General features: G+C 70.6%; 19 protein-coding genes. 9 read left to right on the forward strand and 10 right to left on the reverse strand.

All coding sequences use genetic code 11. The features are described 5' to 3' along the window. Window positions 1–71 precede the first annotated feature (71 nt). Both ACFVDM_RS05425 and ACFVDM_RS05430 read right to left on the reverse strand, forming a co-directional pair. A complete protein-coding gene (locus ACFVDM_RS05425; protein WP_383633612.1) occupies window positions 72–239 on the reverse strand; it encodes a hydrophobic protein in 168 nt (55 codons plus the stop codon). Window positions 240–306: 67 nt separating this feature from the next. After that, the gene (locus tag ACFVDM_RS05430; RefSeq protein WP_383633615.1) at window positions 307–1,293 is read right to left on the reverse strand and encodes an EamA family transporter; all 987 of its coding nucleotides are present in this window, start codon (window positions 1,291–1,293) and stop codon (window positions 307–309) included. A 40-nt stretch (window positions 1,294–1,333) separates the two neighbouring features. Here ACFVDM_RS05430 and ACFVDM_RS05435 point away from each other — a divergent pair, with 40 nt between their 5' ends. Both ACFVDM_RS05435 and ACFVDM_RS05440 read left to right on the forward strand, forming a co-directional pair. Then, window positions 1,334–1,858: a MarR family winged helix-turn-helix transcriptional regulator gene (locus ACFVDM_RS05435; protein ID WP_383633617.1), complete on the forward strand. Its 525-nt coding sequence runs from the start codon at window positions 1,334–1,336 to the stop codon at window positions 1,856–1,858. Window positions 1,859–2,061: 203 nt separating this feature from the next. After that, window positions 2,062–2,856 carry a class I SAM-dependent methyltransferase gene (locus ACFVDM_RS05440; protein WP_383633619.1) on the forward strand — a complete coding sequence of 265 codons (795 nt, stop codon included), beginning with the start codon at window positions 2,062–2,064 and terminating at the stop codon, window positions 2,854–2,856. Window positions 2,857–3,065: 209 nt separating this feature from the next. On the opposite strand, the gene ACFVDM_RS05445 is transcribed toward ACFVDM_RS05440, so the two are convergent. After that, on the reverse strand, window positions 3,066–3,305 hold the full coding sequence (locus ACFVDM_RS05445; RefSeq protein ID WP_383633621.1) for a hypothetical protein: 240 nt from the start codon (window positions 3,303–3,305) through the stop codon (window positions 3,066–3,068). Here ACFVDM_RS05445 and ACFVDM_RS05450 point away from each other — a divergent pair. From ACFVDM_RS05450 to ACFVDM_RS05460, 3 genes are all read left to right on the forward strand, one after another. Next, window positions 3,304–3,531: a S8 family serine peptidase gene (locus tag ACFVDM_RS05450; RefSeq protein WP_383633623.1), complete on the forward strand. Its 228-nt coding sequence runs from the start codon at window positions 3,304–3,306 to the stop codon at window positions 3,529–3,531. The two genes, ACFVDM_RS05445 and ACFVDM_RS05450, sit on opposite strands and share 2 nt — an antisense overlap. Before the next feature lie 123 nt (window positions 3,532–3,654). Further along, the gene (locus ACFVDM_RS05455; RefSeq protein WP_383633627.1) at window positions 3,655–5,385 is read left to right on the forward strand and encodes a PA domain-containing protein; all 1,731 of its coding nucleotides are present in this window, start codon (window positions 3,655–3,657) and stop codon (window positions 5,383–5,385) included. Then, a complete protein-coding gene (locus tag ACFVDM_RS05460) occupies window positions 5,379–5,690 on the forward strand; it encodes a hypothetical protein (protein WP_383633629.1) in 312 nt (103 codons plus the stop codon). The genes ACFVDM_RS05455 and ACFVDM_RS05460 overlap by 7 nt, the downstream gene beginning before the upstream one ends. Before the next feature lie 36 nt (window positions 5,691–5,726). On the opposite strand, the gene ACFVDM_RS05465 is transcribed toward ACFVDM_RS05460, so the two are convergent. Continuing rightward, a complete protein-coding gene (locus ACFVDM_RS05465) occupies window positions 5,727–6,167 on the reverse strand; it encodes a hypothetical protein (protein ID WP_383633632.1) in 441 nt (146 codons plus the stop codon). Window positions 6,168–6,411: 244 nt separating this feature from the next. Here ACFVDM_RS05465 and ACFVDM_RS05470 point away from each other — a divergent pair, with 244 nt between their 5' ends. Further along, window positions 6,412–7,359, forward strand: coding sequence for a LysR substrate-binding domain-containing protein (locus ACFVDM_RS05470; protein ID WP_383633635.1), 948 nt, complete (start codon window positions 6,412–6,414; stop codon window positions 7,357–7,359). Here ACFVDM_RS05470 and ACFVDM_RS05475 read toward each other — a convergent pair. From ACFVDM_RS05475 to ACFVDM_RS05490, 4 genes are all read right to left on the reverse strand, one after another. Next, complete coding sequence (locus ACFVDM_RS05475) at window positions 7,335–8,195, reverse strand: MBL fold metallo-hydrolase (RefSeq protein WP_383633638.1); 861 nt, start codon at window positions 8,193–8,195, stop codon at window positions 7,335–7,337. The genes ACFVDM_RS05470 and ACFVDM_RS05475 overlap by 25 nt on opposite strands. 132 nt (window positions 8,196–8,327) lie before the next feature. Continuing rightward, window positions 8,328–8,873, reverse strand: a complete 546-nt coding sequence (locus ACFVDM_RS05480; protein WP_383633641.1) for a hypothetical protein — start codon at window positions 8,871–8,873, stop codon at window positions 8,328–8,330. A gap of 172 nt (window positions 8,874–9,045) precedes the next feature. After that, entirely contained in the window at window positions 9,046–9,837 is a 792-nt protein-coding gene (locus ACFVDM_RS05485; RefSeq protein ID WP_383634442.1) for a TSUP family transporter, read from the reverse strand. 139 nt (window positions 9,838–9,976) lie between these two features. Next, a complete protein-coding gene (locus ACFVDM_RS05490) occupies window positions 9,977–10,318 on the reverse strand; it encodes a MarR family winged helix-turn-helix transcriptional regulator (protein ID WP_383633644.1) in 342 nt (113 codons plus the stop codon). Window positions 10,319–10,924: 606 nt separating this feature from the next. On the opposite strand from ACFVDM_RS05490, the gene ACFVDM_RS05495 reads away from it, so the two are divergent. The 3 genes from ACFVDM_RS05495 (at window position 10,925) to ACFVDM_RS05505 (ending at window position 14,176) form a co-directional block, all read left to right on the forward strand. Beyond that, complete coding sequence (locus tag ACFVDM_RS05495) at window positions 10,925–11,728, forward strand: GNAT family N-acetyltransferase (RefSeq protein WP_383633647.1); 804 nt, start codon at window positions 10,925–10,927, stop codon at window positions 11,726–11,728. Between the two features lie 597 nt (window positions 11,729–12,325). Continuing rightward, complete coding sequence (locus ACFVDM_RS05500; RefSeq protein ID WP_383633650.1) at window positions 12,326–12,925, forward strand: sugar O-acetyltransferase; 600 nt, start codon at window positions 12,326–12,328, stop codon at window positions 12,923–12,925. 174 nt (window positions 12,926–13,099) lie between these two features. After that, window positions 13,100–14,176 carry an NAD-dependent epimerase/dehydratase family protein gene (locus ACFVDM_RS05505; RefSeq protein WP_383633653.1) on the forward strand — a complete coding sequence of 359 codons (1,077 nt, stop codon included), beginning with the start codon at window positions 13,100–13,102 and terminating at the stop codon, window positions 14,174–14,176. A gap of 66 nt (window positions 14,177–14,242) precedes the next feature. On the opposite strand, the gene ACFVDM_RS05510 is transcribed toward ACFVDM_RS05505, so the two are convergent. Further along, the gene (locus ACFVDM_RS05510; protein WP_383633656.1) at window positions 14,243–15,349 is read right to left on the reverse strand and encodes a sensor histidine kinase; all 1,107 of its coding nucleotides are present in this window, start codon (window positions 15,347–15,349) and stop codon (window positions 14,243–14,245) included. Then, entirely contained in the window at window positions 15,346–16,224 is an 879-nt protein-coding gene (locus ACFVDM_RS05515; RefSeq protein WP_383633659.1) for a response regulator transcription factor, read from the reverse strand. The genes ACFVDM_RS05510 and ACFVDM_RS05515 overlap by 4 nt, the downstream gene beginning before the upstream one ends. Window positions 16,225–16,312: the final 88 nt, after the last annotated feature.

A 16,312-nucleotide genomic window follows, 5' to 3' on the forward strand; every position in this document is an offset into this window, starting at 1 on the left:
GGGGGGGCCGGCCCGTAGTGGGGGCCCCCCCCCCCCCACACGCCAGGAGGAGTCCGCTCAACCCATGGCCGTCACCAGCGGTACCAGCGGCCCCGCTTGCCGTTTTCTGTCGACCGGATCACGAACCCAAGCAGCCAGACAATCAGCACGATGACGGCGATCCACCACAGGGCCTTCAGCGCAAAACCCGCGCCGAAGAGAAGCAGGGCGAGCAGAAGAACAAGAAGAATAGGAACCATGACTATCAACCTCCGATACGTCCTGTGCCCGCAAATCCCGCTTTCACTCTCCAGGACTTACAGAAACCTATGATGAATGCTCGCCACCAACAGCACGGTCGGCACGGTTCCTCACCGCATGGAGCGGAACAACGGCTCGACGTCGTCGAGGCGGGCCGCTGTTCGTGCGCGCGGCAAGGCGGAGGGTGGTACTGCCGCGTCGCCTTGCGCGACCGGAACGTCCCAGTACGACTCCGGCCAGGACGAGTGCCACGCCGCACAGCTGCTGGACGGTCAGCATCTCTCCGGCGATCACCGTGCCGAGCAGGACACCCGTGACGGGGTTGAGGAGCCCGACCAGGCCCACGGTCCCTGCCGGAAGGTGTCGCAGCCCGGTGAACCAGGCGACGAAGGCCAGCGCGGTGGCGACGAGGGTGACGTAGCCGAACGCGAGGAGCGCCGATGCGGAGAGTGCGGGTGGAGGGCCCTCGACAACTGCGGCGGCCGGCAGCAGGAACAGCCCTCCGGCGGTGAGCTGCCAGGCAGTCGACGCGAGCACGTCGGTTCCGGTGTCGTTCCAGCGTTTGGCCAGGATGTACCCGAAGGACGACACGCACATGGCGGCGACCGAGGCGAGGACCCCTGGGACGCTCGCTCCGCCCGCTCCCGTCAGCAGCATGAGGCAGACCCCGCCGAGCCCGACCCCGGCGCCGGCCAGGTGCGCGACGCCGGGCCGCTCGGACACCAGGACCCAGGCGATGAGCATCATCGCCAGGGGGGACATCGCCATGACGGTCGAGGCGACGCTCGTCGGCAGCAGCTGGGAGGCGACGTAGACGAGTACGAAGAACACGCTCACGTTGAGCAGCCCGAGGACCGCGGACCGCCACCACCACGCACCGCTCGGCCGCTGTCTGCACAGCCCCAGCAGGACCAGACCGGCGGGCAGCGCTCGCAGCGCCGCCCCGTAGAGAGGGGTGCCGGGTGGCAGGAACTCACGGGTGACGTAGTAGTTCGCGCCCCAGGCCACCGGCGCGGCGGCGGTGAGTGCCACCCACCGCAGATTACCTTCCATGGAAGACAATATAGCTTCCTTGGAAGGTACCGTAGTGGGCATGGACACTCCGCAACCGCTGGACCGCGTGGCTCGCATCCAGGCCGACTGGCGCCGCGAGCGGCCCGACCTCGACATCTCCCCGCAGGGCGTCATCGGCCGGCTGCACCGCCTGGCCGACCACCTCACCCGGGAACTCTGCCTCGTCTACGAACGCTACGGACTCAGCGAGGGCGAGTTCGACGTCCTGTGCGCACTGCGCCGTGCCGGTGAGCCCTATGAGCGTGCGCCCGGAGAACTCGCCGCACACACCATGGTCACGACCGGCGCGATGACCAAGCGGATCGACCGCCTGGAGCGAGCCGGACTCGTCACCCGCCGCCGCTCCGACGACGACCAGCGTGGCCGGATCGTGGCCCTCACCCAGCCTGGCCGCACACTGATCGACCAGGCATTCACCGACCACATGCACAACGAACGCCACCTGCTGAGCCCGCTGAGGCCGGACGAGACCGAGGCGCTCGAACACCTGCTCAGCATCTGGATCTCCCACGTGGAGAATCCGCGTCCGTCCGGCCGTACGTGAGCCGCCCGGCCGTACGTGAGCCTCTCGACGCCGAGCGGCCGAATCGGCGCGGCAGCCGCCTCCGCGCCGTTCCGGGGCGTTCTTACGACTGACGCGCAGGGGATGTCATTTGCCCTTGAGGCCGGGCCGGGTGATCGTGTTGGCTGACGGCGCGGGGCCGTCAGCGCCGCGGGGGTCCGCTTGGCTGTAGCAGGGAGATAAACGTGCAGGACATGGTCGTCGATCCCGTTTCCCACAATCGGGCGGCCTGGGACAGGTACGTCCAGGAGGGCAACGAGTGGTCGAGGCCGGTGAGTAGTGAGGTTGTCGAACGCGCCCGCAAGGGCGACTGGTCGGTTGTTCTCATCGGGCGGGAGCCGGTCGACCGATCGTGGCTGCCGGCGGACCTGACCGGGAAGGACGTGTTGTGCCTGGCCTCCGGTGGTGGCCAGCAGGGTCCGGTCCTCGCTGCCGCGGGGGCTCGGGTCACGGTGTTCGACAACTCGTCCGGCCAGCTCGGTCAGGACCGGATGGTGGCGGCTCGCGACGGGCTCGACGGGCTGCGCACCGTCCTGGGCGACATGAGTGACCTCAGCGCGTTCGGCGACGCGGCGTTCGACGTGGTGTTCCATCCGGTCTCCAACCTGTTCGTACCGGACCTGGCGCCGGTGTGGCGGGAGTGCTTCCGTGTTCTGCGACCGGGCGGGACTCTGCTCTCGGGGTTCCTCAATCCCGATGTGTACTTGTTCGACCACGAGGCACTCGACGAGCGCGGCGAGATGACCGTCGTGCACAAGCTGCCCTACAGCGATGTCACGCAGTACTCCGCCGAGGAACGCGCCGCGAAGTTCGGCGCGGATGCCGCACTTGAATACAGCCACACCCTGACCGGCCAGATCGGCGGGCAGCTCGCCGCCGGGTTCCTGCTCACCGGCTTCGCGGAAGCGCCGCACCAGTCCAACGCGTCCGCTTCCTACATGTCGCACTACTTTGCGACGTCGGCGGTCAAGCCCGGCTGACCCCTCGGGCGGTGAGGCGGAAGCGGTCGCGTGAACGCTCCGGCTCGGTGCCAGCGCCCGTCGCCGCCGCATCACGTGGCGTCCGCCCGGCTCCGCCGGATGAGAGGGGCGAAGGGGAGCACCCGTGACGGGTGCCCCCTCCGTCGTACGAGGAGCCGGTCCGCGGCCGCCGGCTCCGGCACGCGCCGGGCCCGGGGGAATCGGTGGCGTCAGGAGCGGACGTAGTCGATGGCCTTGACGACGACGTCGGTGATCAGCGGGCCGCATCCGCCGGGTGCGCGTCCGGCGAATTCGAGGGTGAAGTGGTCTTCGCCGGCGATGAACTGGAGGCTCTTGTCGACCGGGGCGAAGCGGGGGCCGATGGGGGTGTAGGAGTCGCCCACGGGGTCGGAGGTGGGCGGGGGGATCGCCTCGGTGCCGGGCTGGGTCGGCGGCCCGTACCGGATCATGAGCGGTACGTCGATGGCGACCCCGCTCGTCGCGGGATCGGCCGCGGTCCTCAAGCAGCGGCACCCCGACTGGACCGGCGAGCGCATCAAGAACGCGCTGATGTCGACGTCCGACACGACCGGTGGCACGCCGTACGAGGTGGGCACCGGCCGGGTGGGCGTCGCGTCGGCCGTCAGCTCCACCGTCGAGGCGACGGGCTCCGTGGAGGCGGCCGCGTACAACTGACCGAACGCCGACGCGAAGACGGCGACCCACACCCTCACCTACCGCAACGAGGGCGACGCGGACATCACGCTCGCCCTCGCCCTCGACACCGACGTCACCGCGTACACCCTGTCGCGGTCCTCGGTGACGGTCCCGGCACACGGCACCACCGAGGTGTCCCTGACCCTCGACCCGTCGAAGGTCCCCGCGGGCACCACGTTCTCCGGCCATGTCGTCGCGACGGACACCGCGACCGGAACGACCGTCGCCCACACCGGCTTCGCCCTCTTCAAGGAGGCGGAGATGTACGACTACACCATCACGCTGACGGGCCGGGACGGGAAGCCGCTGTCGGGCAATGTCGCGCTGCACACGGCGGACTCCAGCGAGTCCACGCTCATCGCCGTGGACGGGGAGAAGACGCTGCGGCTGCCGCCCGGCCGGTACACCGCGACCGCCTACGTCGAGGTGCCCGGCGACACCGCCGACTCGCTCGGCCAGGCACTGCTGATCTCCGACGAGACGACGCTCGGCGACGGCCACACCTCCGGCACGGCCGATCTGGACGCGACCAAGGTACGCAAGGCCTATGCGGTCACCGAGCGGGAGAGCGAGGAGACGCAGGCCGTCTTCAACCGCCAGCGCACCTACGCCAACGGAACGGGCGTCAACTGGTCCACCTCCTGGCTGCTGGCCGACATGTACGACTCGCTGCACCTGGCGCCCACGAAGAAGGTGTCGGACGGTTCGCTGCGCGCGTTCCTGCACTGGCGGCTGAGGGAGAAGGTCCTCGACGCCGCGACCGGAACCGGGCGGGACATCGAACTGACGCCGCAGCCGGGCACCGCGTACCGCGACGGCTCGTCGACCCTGCGCACCGTGTACGCGGGCCGGGGCGCGGCAGCCGACTACACCGGGCTCGACGCACGGGGCAAGGCCGTGATCGTCGACCGCAGCGAGGACGTCACCGCGACGGAGCGGGCTCGGACGGCCGCCGACGCGGGCGCGCCCCTGCTGATCGTCGTCAACAACACCCCTGGACGCCTGTATCAGAGCTATGACGGTGCCGACGGGCTGACCGTCGCCTCCGTGCGGCAGGGCGACGGCGCACGCCCGGTCTCCGAGGCGAAGTCGGAAAGCGGCCGGCTGCACGTGAGGCAGCAGCAGTATCCGGACTACGGCTACGACCTGGTGCAGCAGTTCGAGGACGTCGTCCCGGACCGGTCCCTGGCGTACCGGCCGGACGACGGCGAGCCGGCCCGGGTGCGCACCGGCGTCTACGCGGCGCCCGGCACACTCGGCTACGGCGGGCGCTACTTCATCCCGGCCTGGGGTCCGGGTCTCGGCGGTGACGCGTACGAGCAGTGGTCCCGGACGACGACGGAGTACGTCACCGGCGGCACCACCGCCGTCGGGTCCTGGTACGAGCAGCACACCGGACTCGGTGCGGCGGACGGCTACTTCGAGCGCGGGGAGACGGACTCCTACACCGGCGGCCGGCAATACGACGTCGCCTGGTTCAAGCCGGTCCAGGCCGCGCGCCTCGGGGATACCTACGTCCCGTACCAGACGAGCACCAACACCCTCAACTGGAACGTCGCGGTGTGGTCCGGAGGTGACGCCGGCCATGTCGGGGCCGGTGGCGGCACCAAGCAGACCACTCTTTACCGTGGCGACGCCCAGCTCGCCACGTTCAAGGCCCAGTCGGGCCGTGCGTACAACCTGACGGCGGGCTCCTACAGGCTCGTCGCGACCGGGCAGCGCACCACCGCCGCCTGGACGGGTTCCACGAGCACGCGCACCACGTGGAGCTTCGACTACAAACCGCTGCCGGCGGGCACGGCCCGCGCCGATGCGCCGATGCGCCGATGCTGAACCTGACGTACGACGCCGACACGGATCTGCGGGGCACGGCCGGGGCCAGCAAGCGCCTCGCCCTGGGGCTGCGTTCCGCGACGTACGACGGAAGGACCTCGGCCTCATCGGCCACCCTTCAGGTCTCCTACGCCGAGGGGGCGACGTGGCGGGACGCCACGCTCAAGCGGACGCGTGACGGCCGCTGGGCGACGGTCCTGAACACGCCGCGGGCCGCCGAGTCGGTGTCGCTGCGGGCCTCGGCCGCGGTGCCCGGCGGGCTCACGATCGGCCAGGACGTGATCCGGGCCATCACCCTGAAGTAGGCGGAGCCGGGAGCGGGCGGGTGTGGCGGACGGCGGTCACGCCCACCCGTAGTCGCGGGCGAGGGCCGTCACCTCCTCGCTGTCCGCCGGGGTGACGGCCTGGGGCCTGCCCGCCGAGAAGATGTCGATGGTACGGCGCGCGGACAACTGCAGTTGGCGGTAGCGCGTGCCGATGGCCTCGCCGCCCTCGACGATCTCCACGAGTTCGCGCTGCGCGCGGTCCGCGGTCGCCATCCGGTACGTCTCCGCGCGCCGCGCGACCGTCACTTCGGCGCGCCGCAACCGTTCTCGGTGCGCCGCCCGCTCGGCGCCCAGCGCGACGGCCGGGGGCGCCGCGGCGTACCGGTGGCCGTCGGCGGCGCGGGCCACGAGGCCCCTCGTCACCAGGGAGCCCAGTGCGGCCGCGGCCCGTTCGACGGGCAGACCGGCCGCGTCACAGATCGCCTCCGCACGGGCCGACGGCTGAGCGATCAGCATCTAGTAGACGGCCGCCTCGTCGGGCAGGAGCCCGAGTTCGTCGAGTTCCACACCGCCCACCCCCTTCGCTGTCCGGTGACCGTTCGCCGGCCCCCGTGGATGGTAAGCCCGAGCGGACCGGCCACCCACTGCCCCTCCTGCTCGATCGGCCCGCGAATCCGTCGTGGCTGCGCCGTCCCGCCTCCCCGGCACTGCGGAAGGCCTCGGGTTTACAATCGGTCAAGCTTCACGGAGGGTGACAACCATGGTGGCCAGGCATATTCCCAGCACCTCGACGCTGCTCGCCTTCGAGGCCGCGGCACGTCATGGCAAGTTCGCTCTCGCCGCCCGGGAACTGGTCGTCACGGAGGGGGCCATCAGCCGTCAGGTCGCGCGGTTGGAGGCGTTTCTCGGGGTGTCGTTGTTCCTTCGGAGCGGCAACCGGGTCGAGCTGACAGCGCACGGGGCGCGCTACGCCGAAGAAGTGGGACGGCTCCTCGTGTCGTTGGAGCGGTCGACACTGCAGGTGATGACGTCCCCGCCTCAGCAGGGGGTGCTGGAGCTGGCGGTGATCGGGACGTTCGCGACCAGGTGGCTGGTACCGCGGCTTCCGCTGTTCTCGCGGAAGCGTCCGGACGTGCTGGTGAATCTGAGCACGCGTAACGAGCCGTTCGTCCTGAACGGCAGCGCCTTCGACGCCGCGATCACTTTCGCCCATCCCGCGTGGGCCGGGACCGAATCACATCACCTGCTCCGCAGCCCCTTGATCCCGGTCTGCCGTGCCGACCTCGTCCCACAAGGCTACGGAATGAGTGCCGGCAGGCTCCCCGGTCTGCCGTTGCTGCACAAGACGACGACGCCGGAGAGCTGGCGGGACTACGCGCGGGAATTCGGGGTCGATCTCCAGAACGCGGCGGCGGGAAGCCGTTTCGAACAGTTCTCCATGCTGATCGAAGCGGCTCTCGCGGGCCTGGGCGTAGCACTCGTTCCCCGACTCTACGTCTCCGAAGAACTGCGAACCGGAAGACTCGTTCCGGTCGGGCCGCCCGGAGAGTCGGCGGGCAAGGACTTCATCCTCGTCACCAACTCCCGGACCTCCCGTACGGAACTTCTCGATGATTTCTCCGACTGGCTGGTGGACGAGGCCGGACCGGAGTACAGGCCGGCCACGTCGGACTCCGCCGCCGCTCACCCCTCGTACGTGATCCAGTAGTCACCGCCCAGCCGCTCGACGCGGGCGAATCCGCGGTCGGTGAGGTGGGGACCGGCGACGGTCATCCGCTCGGCACTGACCATCTCGAATACCTGTGAGCGGGTCTCGGCGGCGCGGACCGGGTCGTTGTCCAGAGCGACCGAGGCGTCCGGCCGCGTCACCTGGACGGCCGGGAAGTGCACGGTGTCGCCCCAGAAGAACACGCTCTCGCTCTGGGAACCGATGAGATAGCCGGTGTGCCCGTCCGTGTGACCGGGAAGCGGAATCGCTGAAATACCGGGCAGGACCTCGCCTCCGCGCAATGCGCGAAGTCCGCCGCCATAGGCGTCGAGGGCTCTGCGGGCGATCTGGAAATTGCCACGAGCCCTGTCGTTCGCGTGCGCGAGATTGCTGTCGTCCTCCCAGAAGGCGACCTCACGCTCGTGTACCACGAGTTCGGCGTTCGGGAAGGCGGCCCGTCCGGAGTCGTCGAGCAGGCCCCCGACATGGTCGGGGTGCGCGTGTGTGAGGAGGATCGTGTCGATCTCCGATGCTCGCACCCCTGCCCGTGGCAGGCAGGACGCCATACGACCGCCCCACTGCTTGATGCCGCCCGCCCCGGCGTCCACCAGAACGGTGCGGCCGCCGCCCCGGACCAGATAGCTGTTGATGTGCATGGGCGACTGATCGTTCAGTCCGCCCCGCCGCTGCAACGCGGACGCCTCGTGACGGTCGACGTTCAGGAGCAAGTCGAGACTCGCCGTGAGATACCCGTCACTGATGGCGGTGACCGTATAGTCTCCGACTTTTCTGACGGGAAAGGATTCGAATTCCATTCTTGCGCCGTTCTTCTTCATTGAGGGTGTGAATGCTTCGCCCGGTGAAGCCGAAGCAACGAATGCGGGCGCCGAGGCCGGTGGGATCCGTGATCGCAGCGGCGATCCGAATCTCGACGGAGACCGGACGACCTCGGCCCATTCGCGCGGGCACTACCTGTCGTCGGTCGCGGCTGCGGAGGGCACGCCCCTGAGCTGGGGAGTCATCGCCGCATAGAAATGGACGCCGTCCGGCACGCGTGCGAGGCACGGGGGCTCGGAACTCACGGCCGTGGCCAGCCAGCGCCGCTCCGGGGACTTCTCCATCGCGACGGCGCGCATGGCGTGCGGAGCGAGTCCGAGCCGCATCAACGCTTCGGGACCGATGGAACTCAGCACCAGGTATTCACCGGCCGACACGTCGGGCGCCCGGTCGAGGCCGTCGTAGAGGTTGCGGTGCCAGTCGACGATATCGGGTTGCCAGCGGGCGAAGCTCCCACCGCCCTTTTCTACGTACTCCTCTCCGTGCAGTACGTCCAGGGATCCGATGGTGTGAACGGCAAGATAAGTGGGGCACCCCGCACCGATCGCCTTGAACCGCTGCGAGGTATGAAATCCCGTGACAGAAATGAGCGCAGGCAACTTACGATGGGAATAGAAATCGTTCCACTCCCCCTCACGTACCGGATCGGCGAATCCGCACTCCACGGTGTAAATCATTGGACAGACCTCCGAGCCATTAACCGGTAGTCAAATCCTAGATCCCTCCCCAGCACCTTTCGCCCCTTTCAGGGCGATATTCTCGCAATGTAGCTTGACCATAAGTCATGGCAGACGGAACAGGCCGCCCCCAAGGAGTTGAACAACACGGCCGGCCAGGTCGTCGCACCCGTCACGCCGCGGGAAGAGCGATCTGTACCGCGTAGAGCGCACCGATCGTGGTGGCGAGGGTGGCGAGGAGGAGTGCGAGGGCCGCCTCGGGGAGGTGCGGTTGGAGGCGGGCGCCGAGGTATCCACCGAGGAGGCCGCCGGCGCCGCAGGCGAGGCCCAGGGGCCAGTCGGGGGCGACGTCGCCGGTGGCGGTGAGGGAGAGCAGCGCGTAGGTGGCAGCGCCGACGACGGAGGTGACGAAGGTGGAGGCGAGGGCGGCGGGTGCGACGGTCGCGACCGGCGCGCCGCGGCCGACGAGGACGGGGCCCAGCAGGGAGCCGCCCCCGATTCCGTAGATGCCACCGGCCACTCCGACGGCCAGTGCCAGCGATGTCGTCGCGCGGGGTGACAGGGGACGGTGGGCGCGGGTCGGGGCCGGGCGTACGGTCCGCAGCCACAACCACAGGCCGAGCGGCAGGAGCAGTGCCGCGATGAGGAGGCGGAAGGTGCGTGGGCCGGGCACGGCGTAGACGCGGATCACGGCCCCGATGACGACGCCGGGGGCCGTGCCCGCGACCAGGAGCCGGGTCAGCGGTCCGCCGAGCTGTCCGGCCCGCCCGTAACGCAGGAGGGCGCCGGGGCCGGCCACGACGTTGTAGAGCAGGTTCGTGGGTGTCACGGCCGGGCTCGGCACGCCCAGCACACTGACCTGGACGGGCAGCAGGAAGACCGCCCCGGAGACGCCCACGGGCGCGGTGACGACGGATATCAGGAACCCGGAGGCGAACCCGAGCAGCCCCAGCGACCAGTCCACGACGTCCCTCTCGGTGCTCTGCGACACGGCGCCCGGAACAGGGTCCGGACCGGGCTGATCCCGTTCCGGAACATCGGACCCGCTCCGATCCAACCCTCTCCCCCGGCGGCGGACAACCACTGTCCGGTCTCGGGACGTGTCAGGTGATGGCGGAGTCGCCCTTGCCGATGGGCCCGTTCAGTAGCCCGCTCGCCGCACGGTGGATCTTCGCCAGGGCCTTCAGGAGGGATTCGCGTTCGGTCTCGGTGAGATCCGCGGTGACCCTCTCCTCGATCAACTGCCGCTCCGACTCGACCGGTTCTGGCAGTGCACGCCCCGCGTCGGTGAGCCGGAGCCGGACGAAACGGTTGTCCCGGTCGTCACGGCGGCGGATGAGCAGCCCGGCCGCGGTCATCCGGTCGGCCGTCTCGACGACGGTGGGCGTGGTGACGTTCAGCGCGGTGGCGACTTCGCCGGGTGTACTGCCGTCGCGCCCCGACACCGTGGAGCAACTCCTCGGACGCGGGCCGCGGACCTTCGCGGACTTTCGCGCACGCAACGCCGACGCCTTCCGGTGGCCCGAAACAGCCTGATCCGGGGCGGCCACGCCCTCTTCCGCACCGCCGACGGGTCCGCCCGCCACGCGGACCCGCACCGCCCGCCCGATGAGCCCGACCGCCTCCGAACGCACCGTTGGAGAAGGCCGACGGCGACCACAAAACCGGGACCCGGCTGCGGGTACGCGTCCAGGTCGTCCCGCACGCCCTAGCGGGCGCTCCGACGCGCGCACATCGCGCACAACGCGAGCAAAACAGGCCCGCACCTGGACACCGCCCGTGTCCGGCTCGGCAGGTCCGCGGAACAGGGCCCGGCCGGCCGCGCAGACCGCCGATCGCCGATACCCTGGACGAATTCTCCGTCGCACTCTCGGCACGATCGACCCCCGAACAACTTACGCCGCAGACCGCTTGGGGGGCGGGCTCGGGTTCCGTGTCCGGCCGGCGGGTCCTGGCACGGTCCGTTCCAGCGCCTCTACACTGCCCGGGTGATCGACGACCTCCCCTCCGGACTGACAGCCCGGCATCCCGCTGCCGCGGATCATCCGCGGGTGCTGGCCGTGCTGGACAGGTGGTGGGGCGGGCTCAAGGGTGAGGCGGGCGCGAGGGAACGCGCGCTGCTGCTACCGCGCCTGTACTTCCAGCATTTCACCACGACCAGCTTTCTCGTCGAGCGTCCCGACGGAGAACTCGCCGCGTTCCTCGTCGGCTTCCTGTCGCAGACCGAACCGGACGTCGCCTACGTGCACTTCGTCGGCGTCGACCCGGCACTGCACGGGGAAGGCATCGGGCGCGCCCTCTACCATGCCTTCTTCCGGTTGGCACGGGCACACGGCCGCCGGTATGCGCACTGCGTGACCAGCCCGGAGAACACCGTCTCCCAAGCGTTCCACGCCCGGCTCGGGTTCGTGGCCGCGCCCGTTCGGCCGGACTACGACGGCCCCGGACTCGACCGCGTGACGTTCGTCGCCGACCTGGCCAAGGGGGCGGTCCGCTCGACGCGCCGTCTCCGGGTGCTGGATGCCGTCCTGGCCCTCGAACACCATCCCGGTCCGCGCGTGCCGCCCGGCGACGACTGGCTGGCCCTCATCCGAGCGCCGGAAGGCATGACGGTGATCCGTTCGGCAGGCGCCTCGGTGCCCGCAGCCGACCGCTGGATCGCTCTGTACGACGCCGATCCGAACCACGGACTCGACGAGCCGGGCCTCCTGGCCGCGGTCCTCACGCCCTTGTCCCGTGCCGCGATTCCGGTGTTCACCGCCTCGACGTTCCATGCCGACCTGGTACTTGTCCCCGAACACCGCCATGACCAGGCGCTGGCCGCACTGCGCTCGGCCGGATACGAGACGGCCTGACGCACGCTGCGGAGAACCTCCGGGCGCGCAGCGGCCGTGGGACTCATCCAGCGCCCGGGGAACACCACTTGCCCTCGTGCGACGCAGGCGTCACCACCATGGCGTGCAAGCGCTCCGACGCACGGAGGACGGGGGGTGGAGGTGCCGTACTCGGCATCATGTGTCAGGGCACTGCGACGTGACCGGTGAGCATCCAGCCCTCCAAGCCCTCACTTCTTCCTCAGACATCCACACGTCCATTCCGGCCATCGCAACCCAGCGCACCGCCGCGTACTTCCACCTCACCCAGAACCGCATCGACACCACCGCCTGATCTTCGACGCCACTCCCTGGCACGCCGTCATGCAGGCAGCCACCCCGTCCTGATACCGGACACCTCCCGGCATCGTGACGGCACCGTTGATGCGCTGAGCCGCCTCGCGCCGGTTCTTGAAGAATGACAATGCGGCAGGCTGCCAATGGGCGGCACCCTCGGAGCGTTTCGGCTCCAGCCGGCCCGCACGGAGGAGACCGCGGACGGCACATAGGGTCGGTAGCGCGGTCGATCAGGGGCACATCAATCTGCGCCCGGGAAATCGGACAACGGAGGATTCCACTGTGACGGAACTTCACCACGAAGAAGTACTCGCCCGGATCGCCAAGGGGCTCGTCTACACCGAGTCGGAAGCAGCCTTCCAGGCCCCTCTGCGCCGCACGGAGCAGATCTTCGCCTACAACCTGACACCACCGAGCGATCCGGAGAGGCGCCGGTCGCTGCTCACCGAGATCTTCGGTTCGGTCGGCGCACGCACCGTGCTGTTGCCACCGTTCCACGCCGGGTTCGGCAGCAACGTCCATATCGGCGACGACTTCTTCGGGAACGTGAACCTGACGTTCGTCGATGACGTGGACATCCGTATAGGCGACGGGGTCATGATCGCTCCCAGCGTGACGCTGACCACGACGGGGCACCCGGTGCATCCCGCACGCCGAGCCGACTTCGGCCGCTACTCCGAGCCGATCGTGATCGAGGACAAAGTCTGGATCGGCAGCAACGTCGTGGTCCTGCCCGGTGTTCGCATCGGATACGGATCCGTCATCGGTGCCGGCAGCGTCGTCAGCCGCAGCATTCCGCCGATGACCGTTGCCCTCGGTACGCCGTGCCGGGTGGTCCGCCAGATCACGGACGACGACCTCATCACACGTACCGCAGGCTGACCGATCAGGAAGGGCGGAAGCTGCGGCGGATCGTGCGCCGGGGCGGCATCGGGCTCGGTGCGTTGTCGGTCCGTCGGTCTGCGCAGATGAGGGCTGAGAAGGTGCTTCTTACGTTCCCGTGACGTGCCGGGGCGTCGGCTCCCGTCCCGGTCCGCACGGCCTACGGTGGGCGGTATGCGTGTACTGGTCACCGGCGGCGCCGGGTTCATCGGTTCGGAGATCGTGCGGAGCCTTGCGGCCGCGGGCCACGAGGCGGTGGTGCTCGACGCTCTGCTCGCCTCGGCGCACGGCGCCGACGCCGGCGTGCCCCCGGGTGCCGGGAGCGGGTTCGTGGTGGGGGACGTACGTGACCGCGAGGCCGTGGACCGTGTGCTGCGGGGGGTCGACGCGGTCTGCCACCAGGCGGCGATGGTCGGTCTGGGCAGGGATTTCGCGGACGCGCCGGACTACGTGGGGTGCAACGATCTCGGAACGGCCGTGCTGCTCGCGGCGATGGCGGACGCCGGGGTGCGGCACCTGGTCCTGGCCGGATCGATGGTGATCTACGGGGAGGGCCGGTACGACTGCACGCTCCACGGAACGGTGCGGCCCGGCCCCCGCGCGGAGGCCGATCTGGCCGAGGGCCGTTTCGAGCCCCGCTGCCCGTCCTGCGGGACGGAGCTGGTGCCCGGACTCGTCGGTGAGGACGCGCCGGTGGACCCGCGCAATGTGTACGCGACGACCAAGCTGGCCCAGGAACACCTCGCCTCCTCCTGGGCGCGGGCGACGGGCGGGCGCGCGGTGTCGTTGCGCTACCACAACGTGTACGGGCCCGGCATGCCGCGTGACACCCCGTACGCGGGTGTCGCCTCCTTCTTCCGTTCGGCCCTGGCCCGCGGGGAGGCGCCGCGCGTCTTCGAGGACGGCGGCCAGCGCCGGGACTTCGTCCATGTGCGGGACGTGGCCGCCGCGAACACGGTGGCGCTGGAGGCGGTCGCGGGACGCGGGCCCGGCACCTTCGCCGCGTACAACACCGGGAGCGGGCAGCCGCACGCCATCGGCGAGATGGCCACCGCGCTGGCCTCGGCCCACGGGGGCCCGGCTCCGGTGGTCACCGGTGAGTACCGGCTCGGGGACGTACGCCATGTCACGGCGGACTCGCGGCGGCTGCGCGAGGAACTGGGGTGGAGGCCGGAGGTGGGCTTCGCCGAGGGGATGGCGGGGTTCGCGGCGGCGCCGCTGCGGGAGGGGGCAGTGGTGGCGGTGGGGTGAGCTCGGGCCGTCGACGGCGTCACCTCGAAGCAGCAGCCGCCGGTGACCTTGCCGCCGGGGTGAGGCTCACACCGCCGGCAGCGTCACCTCGAAGCGACAGCCGCCGGTGACGTTGCGGACCTCGGCCCGGCCGGCGTGCGCCTCGACGATCCCGCGCACGATGGCGAGTCCGAGCCCCGCCCCGGCCGGGGGCGTCCGTGCGTGGGTGCCGCGCCAGCCCGTGTCGAAGACCCGGGGCAGGTCCTCCTCCGGGATGCCGCCGCAGCCGTCGGTCACCGACAGCACCACTCCGTCGTCCGCGCGCTGGGCGGCCACCGCGACGGTGCCATCGACGGGGGTCCGCCGGATGGCGTTGACCAGGAGGTTGTCCAGGACGCGGCTCATCTCCTTGCCGTCGACCTCGACGGGGACCGCGTCGATCCGGTCGCCGACCAGCCGCACGCCGTGCTCACGGGCGAGCGGGTGCGCACCGGCGAGCGCGTCGCCCACCAGGTCGTAGACGGAGATCCGGGTGGGGGTGAGGGTGAGCGAGCCGGCGTGGATGCGGGAGAGCTCGAACAGGTCGCCGACCATGTCGTTCATCCGCTCCACCTCCGTGCGTATCTGCCGCAGGTAGCGCCGCGAGTCGACGGCCATGCCGTCCTCCAGCGCCTCCGACATGGCGCGCAGACCGGCGAGCGGGGTGCGCAGGTCGTGCGAGATCCAGGCGACGAGCTCGCGTCGCGAGGTCTCCAGGGCGCGCTCGCGCTCGCGCGAACGGTCGAGCTTGGCGCTGGTGGCGGCCAGTTCGCGGGTGAGCGCGGCCAGTTCGGCGGTGGCCGGGGCCTCGGGGGCCGCGAACGTGCCGCCGTCGCCGAAGGAGCGGGCGGCGAGGGTCAGGTCCCGGCTGCTGGCCGCCACCCAGCGGCCGAGCAGCATCGCGGTGGCGAGCGAGACGACCGCGGCCATGGCGACGACGGTGGTGACCACGGTCAGGTCGTGCGGCGACAGGAACATCGCCCAGGCGACGGCCAGGGTGCCGGCGAGCATCGCGGTCACGGCCACGGCGGCCACGACGGTCAGCGAGACGACGAGCGAACGGTGCCGGGAGAGCCTCAGCACGAGTGCCCCGAGCAGTCCGGCCGCGGCGGCGCCCAGGAAGGCGAAGAGCGCGATGAGCAGGGTGTCGGTCATGACGGCTGCCCCGCACCGGAGTCCGGGGGAGCGTCGGCCCCGCTCGTCCCGGCGGAGGGCAGGTCCAGCCGGTAGCCGACGCCCCAGACCGTACGGATCAGCTCCGGGCGGGCCGGGTCGGCCTCCACCTTCCCGCGCAGCCTGCGGATGTGGACCGTCACCGTCGACAGGTCCCCGAAGTCCCAGCCCCAGACACTGCTCATCAGCTCCTCCCGGGTGAAGACCCGGCCGGGATGGCGCAGGAGGAAGGCGAGCAGGTCGAATTCGCGCAGCGTCAGCGCCAGGGTCCGGCCCCCGTGCGTCGCGCGGCGGGCCGCCGGGTCCAGGGCGAGGCCCGCGCCCTCGATCGGTGCGGAGCGGCCGGCGGGTGCGGCCGCCGCTCGGGCGCGGCGCAGGACGGCGTCGACGCGCAGCACGAGTTCGCGGGGGCTGAACGGTTTGGTGACGTAGTCGTCGGCCCCCGTCTCCAGGCCGAGGATGCGGTCGTCCTCGTCGCCGCGCGCGGTGAGCATGATGACCGGTACGGGGCCCTGCGCCCGCATGCGGCGGCAGACCTCGAATCCGTCCATACCGGGCAGCATGAGGTCCAGGACGGCCAGGTCCGGTCGGCGGGCCGTGTACCGCTCCAGCGCGGCCGGTCCGTTCATGGCGCGGTCCACCTCGTATCCGGCCCGGGTCAGGTAGCCGGTGACCACCTCGGCGACCGTGGGGTCGTCGTCCACGACGAGTACGTGGCCACGGGGAGGGACGGCGGTGGGCGGCCCGCCCGCCGGCAGGGCACCGGTCTCCCCCGACGGCGGGGCGCCGTACGCCGCGCGGGCGTCTGTGCGGTCGCCGATGGGACGGGAGGGTGAGGGATCCGGGGTCGGGTGCATGCCTCCACCCTGGCATCCGCGGGACGGGGAGCACGGGCCGCCCGGACCGTCGGCCGCCGACGTCCATGTTTCGTAAGAATACGGAACC

This window comes from Streptomyces sp. NPDC057682, assembly GCF_042799575.1.
Classification (GTDB): domain Bacteria; phylum Actinomycetota; class Actinomycetes; order Streptomycetales; family Streptomycetaceae; genus Streptomyces.